12 protein-coding genes are annotated in these 12,338 nt (G+C 68.7%); 9 read left to right on the forward strand and 3 right to left on the reverse strand.

The features are described 5' to 3' along the window. Nucleotides 1–8 precede the first annotated feature (8 nt). Both QYL93_RS10185 and QYL93_RS10190 read left to right on the forward strand, forming a co-directional pair. Complete coding sequence (locus tag QYL93_RS10185; RefSeq protein WP_305743551.1) at nucleotides 9–575, forward strand: hypothetical protein; 567 nt, start codon at nucleotides 9–11, stop codon at nucleotides 573–575. Nucleotides 576–597: 22 nt separating this feature from the next. Next, on the forward strand, nucleotides 598–966 hold the full coding sequence (locus tag QYL93_RS10190) for a response regulator (protein WP_305743552.1): 369 nt from the start codon (nucleotides 598–600) through the stop codon (nucleotides 964–966). Between the two features lie 7 nt (nucleotides 967–973). On the opposite strand, the gene dtd is transcribed toward QYL93_RS10190, so the two are convergent. Continuing rightward, nucleotides 974–1,432 carry a D-aminoacyl-tRNA deacylase gene (gene dtd, locus QYL93_RS10195; RefSeq protein ID WP_305743553.1) on the reverse strand — a complete coding sequence of 153 codons (459 nt, stop codon included), beginning with the start codon at nucleotides 1,430–1,432 and terminating at the stop codon, nucleotides 974–976. Next, on the reverse strand, nucleotides 1,429–2,364 hold the full coding sequence (locus QYL93_RS10200) for a cation diffusion facilitator family transporter (protein ID WP_305743554.1): 936 nt from the start codon (nucleotides 2,362–2,364) through the stop codon (nucleotides 1,429–1,431). The genes dtd and QYL93_RS10200 overlap by 4 nt, the downstream gene beginning before the upstream one ends. A 60-nt stretch (nucleotides 2,365–2,424) precedes the next feature. On the opposite strand from QYL93_RS10200, the gene QYL93_RS10205 reads away from it, so the two are divergent. From QYL93_RS10205 to QYL93_RS10220, 4 genes are all read left to right on the forward strand, one after another. Continuing rightward, nucleotides 2,425–3,969 carry a sensor histidine kinase gene (locus tag QYL93_RS10205; protein WP_305743555.1) on the forward strand — a complete coding sequence of 515 codons (1,545 nt, stop codon included), beginning with the start codon at nucleotides 2,425–2,427 and terminating at the stop codon, nucleotides 3,967–3,969. Further along, nucleotides 3,966–4,598, forward strand: a complete 633-nt coding sequence (locus QYL93_RS10210; protein ID WP_305743556.1) for a response regulator transcription factor — start codon at nucleotides 3,966–3,968, stop codon at nucleotides 4,596–4,598. Before QYL93_RS10205 ends, QYL93_RS10210 begins: the two co-directional genes overlap by 4 nt. A gap of 117 nt (nucleotides 4,599–4,715) precedes the next feature. Next, nucleotides 4,716–5,207, forward strand: a complete 492-nt coding sequence (locus QYL93_RS10215) for a heme-binding protein (RefSeq protein WP_305743557.1) — start codon at nucleotides 4,716–4,718, stop codon at nucleotides 5,205–5,207. A 28-nt stretch (nucleotides 5,208–5,235) separates the two neighbouring features. Continuing rightward, nucleotides 5,236–5,958 carry an ankyrin repeat domain-containing protein gene (locus QYL93_RS10220; protein ID WP_305743558.1) on the forward strand — a complete coding sequence of 241 codons (723 nt, stop codon included), beginning with the start codon at nucleotides 5,236–5,238 and terminating at the stop codon, nucleotides 5,956–5,958. Here QYL93_RS10220 and dbpA read toward each other — a convergent pair. Then, nucleotides 5,948–7,351: an ATP-dependent RNA helicase DbpA gene (dbpA, locus tag QYL93_RS10225; RefSeq protein WP_305743559.1), complete on the reverse strand. Its 1,404-nt coding sequence runs from the start codon at nucleotides 7,349–7,351 to the stop codon at nucleotides 5,948–5,950. The genes QYL93_RS10220 and dbpA overlap by 11 nt on opposite strands. Before the next feature lie 127 nt (nucleotides 7,352–7,478). Here dbpA and QYL93_RS10230 point away from each other — a divergent pair, with 127 nt between their 5' ends. From QYL93_RS10230 to QYL93_RS10240, 3 genes are all read left to right on the forward strand, one after another. After that, nucleotides 7,479–9,560, forward strand: coding sequence for a bifunctional diguanylate cyclase/phosphodiesterase (locus QYL93_RS10230; protein WP_305743560.1), 2,082 nt, complete (start codon nucleotides 7,479–7,481; stop codon nucleotides 9,558–9,560). A 111-nt stretch (nucleotides 9,561–9,671) separates the two neighbouring features. Then, nucleotides 9,672–11,153, forward strand: coding sequence for an AMP nucleosidase (locus QYL93_RS10235; protein ID WP_305743561.1), 1,482 nt, complete (start codon nucleotides 9,672–9,674; stop codon nucleotides 11,151–11,153). Nucleotides 11,154–11,186: 33 nt separating this feature from the next. After that, nucleotides 11,187–12,320: a GGDEF domain-containing protein gene (locus tag QYL93_RS10240; protein ID WP_305743562.1), complete on the forward strand. Its 1,134-nt coding sequence runs from the start codon at nucleotides 11,187–11,189 to the stop codon at nucleotides 12,318–12,320. Nucleotides 12,321–12,338: the final 18 nt, after the last annotated feature.

The following is a 12,338-nucleotide window of genomic DNA, read 5'->3' on the forward strand; positions in this document are numbered from 1 at the left end:
CCGCCGCCATGACGTTGAGCCAACGCGCCAGGGACAGCCTGGACAGCATGATGATCGCCGGCCTGCGCCAGAGCATGGGGCCGCAGCATTCGGAGATGCAGATCCGCACCGTGCCTGCGGTGGAGCAGGACTCGCTCACCCACATGGCGGTGCTGTCGATTGCCTCCTATTCGTTTCGCATCATCGCGGCACTGCACTTTGCGCACGATGCGCGCACGCGCGCATGGATCGCGGGCATGGTCGGGCAGGACGAGCGGGAGATGGGCCCGCAGCCATTCATCGACGCCATCTGCGAGGTCGGCAACATGTGTTGCGGCGCGATGAACCGCGAGCTGGGCGCCTTCTACGATTGCCTGGGCCTGTCGACCCCGCAGATCCTGGACATCCGCAGCCTGCCGCACATGGCGCAGATCGGCACCGACCACCTGCAGCATTTCCGCATCGACCTGCCAAACGGCGTGTTAGGTGGCCTGCCGCTGCACGCCACCCTGTGCGCCCGCGCCTACACCCCGATGGACTTCCACTGGAAGCCCCCCAAGGTCGAAGAGGTCGCGGGCGAACTGGAATTTTTTTGACCACTTTTGAAGGACCCGCACCATGGCCAACATCCTCGTCGTCGACGACTCCAGCACCGTGCGCAACGAAGTCGGCGGCTTCCTGGGCAAGAACGGTTTCGACGTCGCTTTCGCAGTGGACGGCCGCGACGGCCTGACCCAGCTGCAGCAGGACCCGCGCATCAAGCTCGTGGTCTGCGACGTGAACATGCCCCACATGGACGGCCTGACCATGGCCGAAAAGGTGCGCAGCGAGCTCAAGAACAGCGGCGTCAACATTGTGATGCTGACCACCGAGAACTCGCCCGCGATGAAAGAGCGCGGCAAGGCAGCCGGCATCCGCGGCTGGATCGTCAAGCCCTTCAACGGCCCGGCGGTGCTCGGGTCGTTCCAGAAACTGGTCGGCGCCTGACCCCCGCCTACGCGGTGGGCGCCGCAGGCGCAATGCGCAGCGGGATCGTGATCGGCCCGTCGTTGACTAGGTGCACCTGCATCTCGGTGGCGAAGCGGCCGGTGGCCACCACGGGGTGCAGGGCCCGCGCCCGCTGCACGAGGTAGTCGAACAGGCGGCGCCCGTCGTCGGGTGCTGCGGCCTGGGTGAAGCTCGGGCGGTTGCCGCCCGTGGTGTCGGCCGCCAGCGTGAACTGGCTCACCAGCAGCAGGCCGCCCGCAACATCCTGAACGCTGCGGTTCATCTTGCCGGCGTCGTCGCCGAAGATGCGCAGCTTGAGCAGCTTGGCCAGCAATTTGTCGGCCTCGGCCTCGGTGTCGCCGCGCTCGGCGCACACCAGCACCAGCAGGCCGGCGCCGATGGCGCCCACGGTGGTTCCATCCACATCCACGCGGGCTTCGCGCACGCGTTGCAAGACACTGATCACGTCACATCCTTGGGGTCGTCAAAATGGGCTTCCACATCGGTGGGCAGCAGTTCGATGGTCGCACGCAGGCCAGGCACGGCGGCCATCAGCGCCCGCTCCACCTGGCCACGCAACTCGGCGGCCTGGCCCAGGGTCCAACTGGCTGGCACATGCAGATGCAGATCGACGAACTGGCGCTGGCCGGCCCGGCGCGTGGACACATGGTCAAAGCGCAGCACCCCCGGTGCCTGCCCTTGCACGAACTGCTGCAGGGTGGCGTCAATGCGGGCCTGCACCGCAGGCGGGGCGGCCTCGTCCATCAACCCCTGGGATGAGCGCCAGACCAGCGACACGCCTTCCTTGAGGATGTTGATCGCCACGGCGATGGCGGCCACCGCGTCGAGCCAAAGCCAGCCAGTGAGCGCCGCACCGGCAATGCCGACCAGCACCCCGGCCGAAGTCCACACGTCGGTGACGAGGTGCCGGGCATCGGCTTCCAGCGCAATCGAGCGGTACGCACGGGCGGACCGGAACATGAACCAGGCCAGCAGGCCGTTGAGGCCGGAACTCACCGCCGAGAGCACCAGTCCCCAGCCCACCTGCTCCAGGGGTTGCGGGTCGAACAGCCGATGCCCGGCCGCCCAGAAGATGCCCAACGACACGCCAACGATCAGGATGCCTTCGAAGCCGGATGAAAAATACTCGGCCTTGTGGTGGCCGTACGGATGGTTGTCGTCCGCCGGGCGTTGCGCCACGGTGACCATTGCCAGGGCAAAAATGGCGCTGGCCAGGTTGACGAAGGACTCCAGGGCGTCCGACAGCAGGGCCACCGAGCCGGTCACGTACCAGGCCAGCGTCTTGAGAACGATGGTGACCAGCGCCACGGCCACGGACGCCCACAGCAGGTTGCGCGGCGTGAACCAGGGGTGCAGGGTGGAGGCAGTGGGGGGCATGGGCGGGTGGAGGCGTTCTGACAGGATTACAACAGACCGGGCCGTGCCAGAATCCGCCCCATGACCAAGGCATGGCGCCATCGCCTCGCAGGATTGCTGTTGTGGGCCCTCGTGGCCGCCGCCGGTGCCGGCTGGCTGGCGCATGCGCGCGTGGAGCAGTTGCGCGCGGCCTTCGATACGGATGCGCGCATCGTGCACCGGCTGCTGAGCCAGCGCGTGGTGCAGCACGACGCGGTGATGGCCACGCTGGCGCTGCTGCAACCGCCGGTGCAGGGCGCGGTGGCCGACACGGCAGCCGCGTCGACCCTGCCGCGCCTGCCGTCCGTCTACCCCCAGATCCTGGCCGTGCTGCAGCGCCCGGCTGCGGGTGCCTGGCCTGCCGCGCAGAAGGCCGCGCTCGATGCAGCCGAGGCAGCCTCGCGCCGCTCCGGCCGCGCCGAAATGGCCCTGGCCGACCTGGCCGCCGGCCGCTACCACCTGGTGCTGGCCGGCACGCCGGCCAGCTATGCGCTGCAGATCGACCTGGCGGCCACCGTGCCGCTGGACGAATGGCCCATGAACCCCGTGACCAGCCCGGTGCGCGTGGCGCTGGACCGGGCTGGCCAGTCCTTCGTGGTGCAGCCGGGGCGCCGCCTGGACCGCTTGGGCTGGCACTTCAGCGTGCACAAGCTGCTGGCATCGCCGAGCCAGCCCCTGGACGTGGTGGCCGAGCGCACCGTGACCCCGGCCGAGCTGCCCTGGTGGGCCATGCTGGGCTGGTGCGTGCTCACGGCTGCCCTCTGGGCCGGCGCTCTGGCGTGGTGGCGCCAGCGCGTGGCGCGCCAGCGGGCCGAAGAGCTGCTGCGCCTGGGCCAGGTGGCCCGGCTCAACACCCTGGGCGAGCTGGCCGCCGGTATGGCACACGAGCTCAACCAACCCCTCACGGCCTTGCTGGCCAGCACCCAGGCCGCCAAGCGCCTGCTGGGCGAATCGCCACCCGACCTGGACACCGCCTTCGACGCCATGGGCCGCGCCGTGGAGCAGGCGCGTCGCGCATCGGCCGTGGTGGGCCGGCTGCGCCGCCTGGTGGAGCGCCCCGACCTGGCCGGGCAGGCCCATCCGCTGGCCCTGCCCGCCGCCGTGCAGGATGTGCTGCACCTGGTGGAGCCTGAACTGCAGCAGCGCGGCGTGGCACTGGTCCTGGAGGCGGAACCCGAACTGCCTGCGGTGCTGGCCGAACCCGTGGCCCTGCAGCAGATCGTGCACAACCTGGTGATGAATGCCCTGCAGGCCATGGAGCAGGTGCCCGCCACCGAGCGCCGGCTGGAGCTGCACATGGCACTGCAGGACACGGGCCAGGTGGCATTGACCGTGCGCGACCATGGCCCGGGCATACCGGCCGAGGCGCGCGAGCGCCTGTTCGAGCCCTTCTACACCACGCGCGAGGGTGGCCTGGGCCTGGGGCTCACGCTGTGCGAAAGCCTGGCCCAGGCCATGGGCGCGCAGCTGTGGCTGGCACCCGCTGCAGGCCGCGGCGCGGCCTTCGTGCTGGTGATGCCGGTGACGGCGCAGGCACCCGCCGCCGCCCACCCGGCCGCCCCCCTCCACACCCCGGTGCTTCCATGACCGACCACGCCACGCCCCTGTCCCCGCAAATCCACCTGGTGGACGACGATGCCGCCGTGCGCGAGGGCCTCTCCCTGCTGATCAGCACCGTGGGCCTGCGTGTGCAGGCCTGGGCCGACCCGCTGGCCTTTGCCGCAGGCTTCGACCGGGCCAGCATCGGGGCCATCGTGCTCGACGTGCGCATGCCGGGCACCAGCGGCCTGGCCCTGCTGGAGCAGTTGCTGGCGCAGGGCGTGGACCAGCCGGTGATCATGCTCACCGGCCACGGCACAGTGGACATGTGCCGCCGCGCCTTCAAGGCCGGCGCCGCCGAGTTTCTCGAAAAGCCGGTGGACGACGAGGTGCTGATCGAGGCCCTGCAGAACGCGGTGCGCCAGCACGTGCGCTCGCGCGAGCGCCACCAGGCCGACCAGCAGGCGCGCGAGCGCCATGCCCAGCTCTCGGGGCGCGAGCGCGAGGTGCTGGGCCTGATCGTCGAAGGCCTGACCAACAAGGAGATCGGCCGTGCGCTGGAACTCTCGCCGCGCACCGTGGAAACCCACCGCGCCAACCTGTTCGCCAAGCTCGGGGCAGAGTCTCTGGCGCAATTGATAAGGCGCTACGCCGCGCTGGTGGACAGCACTCCGTAGTTCTACGGAGGCCCGCGCGTAGCCGCACGAATGGCGCCGGCCGCCTGCATTTTTTACAGTTCTCCCACGGCCTGACGACCTGCCAGGCCGGCCTTCCACACCACCGGAGAACACACCATGCAACGCCACTTCAAGACCGCCGCCATCGCCCTCGCTTTCGTCGCCACCGCTGCCAGCGCCGAAGGCGTGCGCACCGAAAAGAACATCTCGCTGGACCTGGCCACGCAGATCGCCGCCCAGACCGTGGCCACCTGCACCACCAACGGCTATGCCGTGACCGCCACCGTGGTGGACCGCGCCGGCACCGTGCGCGCCGTGTACCGCGCCGACAATGCCGGCCCGCACACGCTGGAAGCCAGCCGCCTGAAGGCCTACACCTCGGCATCTGCCAAGAACACCACGCTGGCCATGATGGAAGGCGCCCAGAAGAACCCCGCTGCGGCCAACTTGGTCAACATCCCGGGCTACCTGCTGCTGGGCGGCGGCGTGCCCGTGAAGGTGGGCAACGAAGTGATCGGTGCCGTGGGCGTGGGCGGTGCGCCTGGCGGCCACCTGGACGAGCAATGCGCCGTGGCCGGCATCGCCAAGGTGCAGGACCTGCTCAAGTAAGCCACACCTGACCGACGAGGAAAGCGCCATGGCCCACCGCACCGCCCCTTCTTTTTCGAGCACGGCGCGTGCGCTGTGCGCCATTGCCGCCACCCTGGCCTTCACAGCGCTGCAACCGGCACAGGCCCAGGTGCCACCCAGCCCTGCGGACATAGCGGCCTACCAGGGCCTGCATGCTGCGGCGGCCCATGGCGACACTGCCGCCCTGCAGCGCCTGATCGCAGGCCCGAGTGCCGCGGCACTGGCCAATGCCCGCGACGCCCATGGGCGCACGCCGCTGCACGTGGCCACGTTTGCCCGGCAGCGTGACGCCATCCGAACACTGGCCAAGGCCGGCGCCGGCCTGGATTTGCTGGAGAACGACCGCTACGACGCGGTGACGATCGCCGCCGTGGCCGACGACGAGGAAACGCTGGCCCTGCTTCTCTCGCTGGGTGCCAGCGCGAAACAGGTCACCAGCCGCTACGACGGCACGGCCCTGATCGCCGCCGCCCACCTGGGCCACGACGGCGTGGTGCGCCAGTTGATCGCCGCCGGCGCGCCGTTGGACCATGTGAACAACCTGCACTGGACGGCGCTGATCGAATCCATCGTGCTGGGCAACGGCGGGCCGCGCCACCAGGCCACGCTCAAGGCCCTCGTCAAGGCGGGGGCAAGCCAGACGCTGACCGACCGGCAGGGCAACACGCCGCTGCAACTGGCAAAGCAGCGGGGCTACGATGCCATGGTGCAGATGCTGGTCAGTCGGTAACCAGGCGGGCCTTCACGGACTTGCCTTTGACCTTGCCGCTGTTGAGGCGGTCGGCCACCTGGCGTCCCACGGTGCGGTCCACCGCCACGTAGGTGGAGAACTCGTTGACGTTGATCTTGCCGATCTGCTCGCGTGTGAAGCCCATCTCGCCGGTCAGCGCGCCCAGCACGTCGCCAGCACGGATCTTCTCCTTGCGGCCACCGATGATCTGGATGGTGGCCATGGGTGGCACCAGCGGCCCGTTGCCCGTGGGCGTGAGTTCGGCCAGCGGGTAAAAGCGCGATTCGCGGCCCTGCAACTGCTCGATCTTGCCCACGCTGCCCATCTCGTCCATGCTCGACAGGTTCAGCGCCAGGCCCTCGGCATCGCCCCGGCCGGTGCGCCCGATGCGGTGGATGTGCACCTCGGCGTCGGGCGTCACGTCCACGTTGATCACCGCTGCCAGGTTGGCGATGTCGAGGCCGCGCGCGGCCACGTCGGTGGCCACCAGCACCGAACAGCTGCGGTTGGCGAACTGCACCAGCACCTGGTCGCGCTCGCGCTGCTCCAGCTCACCGTACAGCGCCAGGGCGCTGAAGCCCTGGGCCTGCAGCACGGCCACCAGGTCGCGGCACTGCTGCTTGGTATTGCAAAAGGCCAGCGAGGACTCGGGCCGGAAGTGGTCCAGGATCTGCGACACGGCGTGCAGGCGCTCGGAGTTCTTCACCTCGTACCAGCGCTGCTCGATCTTGCCCTCGGCATGCTGGGCCTGCACGGTGATCTGCTCGGGCGCCTTCATGAACTGCTGGCTCAGCTTGGCGATGCCCTCGGGGTAGGTGGCCGAGAACAGCAGGGTCTGGCGCTCCTTGGGGCACTGGCGCGCCACGGTGGCGATGTCGTCGAAGAAACCCATGTCCAGCATGCGGTCGGCCTCGTCGAGCACCAGGGTGTTGAGCGCTTCCAGCGACAGGTGCTGGCGCTCCAGGTGGTCCATCACGCGGCCGGGCGTGCCGACCACGATGTGGGCACCGTGCTCCAGGCTCACGGTCTGGCCGCGCAGCGGTACACCGCCGCACAGCGTGACGACCTTGATGTTCTCTTCGGCCCGCGCCAGGCGGCGGATCTCGGTGGTCACCTGGTCGGCCAGTTCGCGCGTGGGGCACAGCACCAGCGCCTGCACGGCAAAGCGGCGCGGGTTGAGGTTGGCCAGCAGGGCCAGGGCAAAGGCGGCCGTCTTGCCGCTGCCGGTGCTGGCCTGGGCGATCAGGTCCTTGCCCAGCAGGGCGGGCGGCAGGCTGGCGGCCTGGATGGGAGTCATCTGCGTGTAGCCCAACTGCTGCAGATTGGCCAGCGTGGAGGGGCCGAGGGCCAGCGTGCTGAAGTCAGTGCCGGCTTGGTTTTCTTTGGAGGTCATGGCCCCGATTATCCGGGGCGCGCCAGAAAAGACCTATTTGCCCTGCCATGTGCATAGGGAGAACTACCTTACGCCGGCGTCAGGTGAATCGGCTATAACGGAATACAGCGCAGGAACCGGGTGGTACATGCCAGAAACGATCAACGCAGCCAGCACCGCCGAGCAGGGCCGCTCCAGCGACCTGCTGCTGCGCCTGATCGCGGACTCCGTGCCCGCGCTGATGGCCTATTTCGACCTGCCCGGCCTGCACTGCCTGTTTGCCAACCAGGGCTATGCGGCCTATAACGGACACTCCACCGAATCCATCCTCGGCCTCACGGTGCAGGAAGCCATCGGCGACAAGGCCTGGCAGGCCATACAGCCCCATGTGGAGCGCTCCACCCGGGGCGAGCACGTCAAGTACGCGCGTGAGCAGACCCTGCCCAATGGCGATGTGCGCATGATCGAAGTGAATCTCATCCCGCACTTCGAAGGCGCGCAGAAGGACCGGCAACTGGGCTCCTTCGTGCTGATCACCGACATCAGCGAGCGCTGGCGTGCCGAGCGCTCGGTGCGCGAGAGCGAAGAGCGCATGCGCAAGTTCACCGAAGCCACGGACGAGGCCATCGTGTTCCACCGCGATGGCCTGATCTCCGACGGCAACGAGGCCCTCTACCGGCTCACAGGCTATGCGCTGCACGAGGTGGTGGGCCTGTCCATCTTCAACTTCATCAGCCCCGAATGGCGCGCGGTGGCGCTGGACTACACGCGCAGCGGCCGCGAAGATCCCTACGAGGTCACCATTCGCCACAAGGATGGCCATGCCATCCCGGTGGAGGTGGTGGGCAAGACCATGCCGTTTCACCATGCGGACTACCGCATCGTGGTGGTGCGTGACATCACCGCGCGCAAGCAGGCGCAGGAGCGCGAGGCCTTCAACGCCCTGCACGACTCGCTCACGCAGTTGCCCAACCGCCGCCACCTGATGGAACAGCTGGCCAAGGCTCTGGCACGCCGCCAGGGCCAGGTGGCGGTGCTGTTCGTGAACCTGGACCATTTCAAGACCGTGAACGATTCGCTCGGCCACCACGCCGGCGACCAGTTGCTGCGCGAAGTGGCCGACCGCCTGCGCCACGCTGTGGGCGAAGCCGACGTGGTGGCCCGCTTGGGCAGCGACGAGTTCGTGCTGGTGCTCACCAGCATCGAGACGCCCGAGGATGCGGCCCAGGTGGCCGACGCCGTGCTGCAGGCCATGCGCACCGTCTTCACGGTGGGCCACCTGCCGCTGACCATGTCGCCGTCCATCGGCATCAGCCTGTTCCCGGACGATGGGGCCACCGGCGACGCACTGCTGCGCTGTGCCGACGCGGCCATGCAGCAGGCCAAGGACAGTGGCCGCGGCAACCGCCAGTTCTACCAGCCCGGTATGGACCTGCGCGCCATGGAGGTGCTGCAGCAGGAGCGCCTGCTGCGCGAGGCCATCGCGGACAACGCCTTCGTGCTGCACTACCAGCCGCAGATCTGCCTGAAGGACGGCACGCTCCGGGGCTTCGAGGCCCTGGTGCGCTGGCGCCACCCGGTGCGCGGTCTGGTGGGCCCCACCGATTTCATCGCCTTCGCCGAGTCGCGCGGGCTCATCACCCCGATTGGCCGCTGGGTACTGCACGAGGCCTGCCGCCAGCTCAAGGCCTGGCAGGACGAGGGGCTGGCCCTGGTGCCGGTGGCCGTGAACCTGTCGGCCCTGGAGTTCCGCCAGCGCGACGTGGCCGGCGAGATCGCCGCCGCCCTCAGGGCCACGGGCCTGGCGCCGCAGTATCTGGAGATCGAGCTGACCGAATCGGTGCTGATGCACCAGAACGGCCAGGTGCTCGATACGCTGCAAGCCCTCAAGGACTTGGGCGTGGGCATCTCCATCGATGATTTCGGCACCGGCTATTCGTCGCTGGCCTACCTCAAGCGCTACCCCATCGACAAGCTCAAGATCGACCGCTCCTTCGTGATGGACACCCCGGACAGCGCCGACGACGTGGCCATCGTCACCGCCATCGTGCAGATGGGCCGCAGCCTGCAGCTCAAGACCGTGGCCGAGGGGGTGGAGACCGCCGAACAGATGGCCCTGCTGCGCAGCCTGGGTTGCGATCTGATCCAGGGGCACCTGATCTCGGTGCCCCTGGACGCCCCGGCCATCCGCCAGTGGCTGCTGGGCCAGGGCGCGCAAACTGCGGCCTGAACGCCACAGCGGGCCCGGGCGAGGGTCCGACAGGGCGGTTTCCCGTGAATTTCTGGTGCAGTGCAGGTAGCTGTCATCCCCACCACCCCGCCGCATGTGGACAATAGGGCCATGCCCCTGATTCCCGACTTCATCGCCCCCACCCGCCACACCGACCCTGCCGAGGCCCTGGCCCAGGTGCAGCGCATCTACCAGCAGCAGATCGGCCACCTGCGCGAGGCCATGCACCAGTTCGTCTCCGGCGATACGCCGGCGGGGCATGTACGCGCCTTCTACCCCTTCGTGCGCATCCACACCACCACGGTGGCACGGGCGGACACCAAGCTGGCCTATGGCTTCGTGGAAGGCCCCGGCCGCTACGAGACCACGCTGACCCGCCCGGACCTGTTTGCACGGTACTATGCCGAGCAGTTCCGCCTGCTGCGCTCAAGCCACAACGTGGAACTGGAAGTGGGCACGAGTGCCCAGCCCATCCCGATCCACTTCTCGTTCGCCGAGCACGACCACATCGAAGGCACGCTGACACAGGAGCGCCGCATGCTGATGCGCGACGTGTTCGACCTGCCCGATCTGGCCGCCATGGACGACGGCATCGCCAACGGCACCTGGGCACCGCGCCAGGGCGAGGCACAGCCGCTGTCGCTGTTCACCGCGCCGCGCGTGGACTACTCGCTGCACCGTCTGCGCCACTACACGGGCACGGCACCCGAGTGGTTCCAGAACTTCGTGCTGTTCACCAACTACCAGTTCTACATCGACGAGTTCGTGCGCCTGGGCCATGCCGAGATGGCCAAGCCCGACAGCGAGTACGTGGCCTTCATCGAGCCGGGCAACGTGATCACGCGCCGCGTCGGCTTGCCGGCGGCGGAGGCCGACGCCCTGGGCGTGGCCCCGCCGCGCCTGCCGCAGATGCCCGCCTACCACCTGGTGCGCCAGGACCGCAGCGGCATCACCATGGTCAACATCGGCGTGGGCCCGGCCAACGCCAAGACCATCACCGACCACATCGCCGTGCTGCGCCCGCACGCCTGGATGATGCTGGGCCACTGCGCCGGCCTGCGCAACAGCCAGCAACTGGGCGACTACGTGCTGGCGCATGCCTATGTGCGCGAAGACCACGTGCTTGACGAGGAACTGCCGCTGTGGGTGCCGATCCCGGCGCTGGCCGAGATCCAGGTGGCGCTGGAGCAGGCCGTGGCCGACGTGACCCAGATCGCCGAAGCCGACCTCAAGCGCATCATGCGCACCGGCACCGTGGCCAGCACCGACAACCGCAACTGGGAGCTGTTGCCCGACAACATGCCCCAGCGCCGCTTCAGCCAGAGCCGCGCCGTGGCGCTGGACATGGAAAGCGCCACCATCGCGGCCAACGGGTTCCGCTTTCGCGTGCCCTACGGCACCCTGCTGTGCGTGAGCGACAAGCCGCTGCACGGCGAGATCAAGCTGCCCGGCATGGCCAACCACTTCTACCGCGAGCGGGTGGACCAGCACCTGCGCATCGGCATGCGCGCCATCGAGATCCTGCGCGAGGGCGGCATCCACCGCCTGCACAGTCGCAAGCTGCGCAGCTTTGCCGAGGTGGCGTTCCAGTAATACCGTCCCAGCCGCACGGCGGCGCATCCATCCATGCCACTGGACTTTCTGACACTGATGGCGGTGATGGCCGCCAACCTGTTCATGATCTCGGCCGCCCTGCCCCTGATCATGGGCCCCGGAGTGAGCCCCGCAGCCCGCTATGTGCAGGCCAGCATGCTGCTGCAGGCCACGGCCTGGGCGGCCATCATCGCGGCCGGGACGTGGTGGGACCAAGCCCTGTCCACCCTGTCGGTGGCCTGCAATGCAGTGGCACAGTGGATGCTGTACCGTGCCCTGGGCGAATGGCTGGGCGAGCGCCCCTTGAAGTCCCTGCTGCGGGTTCTGGTGGTGATCACCCCGCTGGGCTACACACTCACGTTTGGCGACTATGCTTGGCGCGTGGGCTGGGCCAACCTGCTGATGGCCGCCATTCTGCTCATCGTGGCACGCGCCACGCTCTACCCTGCACGCTATGCCGACCCGCGGTGGCGGCGCCTGCTCCTGGCCTGCCTGGTCACCTCGGCGGCGTTCACCCTGGCGCGCGGCATGCTGGGCGCATTCACCGATCAGTACCCGAGCTTTCGCACGCCGCACCCCGTGAACCTGGCTGCAGCCGTGGCCACCAACGTCTGCCTGGTGCTGGGCACCGTGGCCCTGCTGGTGGCCTGGCGTGCCGAGGCCGAGCACAAGCTGCGCGCCCTGGCCATGACCGACGGCCTCACCGGCGTGCTCAACCGGCGTGGCTTCACCAAGCAGGCCGACAACATGCTCTCCCACGCCTGGCGCCACCACCTGCCGCTCACGGCACTGGTGCTGGACCTGGACTATTTCAAGCAGATCAACGACACCCATGGCCACGAGACGGGCGACCGGGCACTGAAGCTGTTTGCCCGCCTGCTGGAGGAAACCTGCCGCGCCGGCGATCTGGTCGGGCGGCTGGGGGGCGAGGAATTCGGCGTGCTGCTGCTGCACAACAGCGCGCCTGCAGGCATCGCCTTCGACCGCCGCCTGCGCACGCGCCTGCAGGAGACCAGCGTCGCAGAACTGGGCTTTGCGCTCGACTACAGCGCCGGCATGGCGGTGCTGCTGCCTGCGGAAACGCGCCTGCCCGACCTGATGGGCCGGGCCGATGCGGCGCTCTACCTGGCCAAGGCCCAAGGAAGAGGCCGCATGGTCGAGGCATGAGCGCACCCCGGATTCCGC

The organism is Acidovorax sp. A1169 (assembly GCF_030704685.1).
GTDB lineage: Bacteria > Pseudomonadota > Gammaproteobacteria > Burkholderiales > Burkholderiaceae_C > Acidovorax.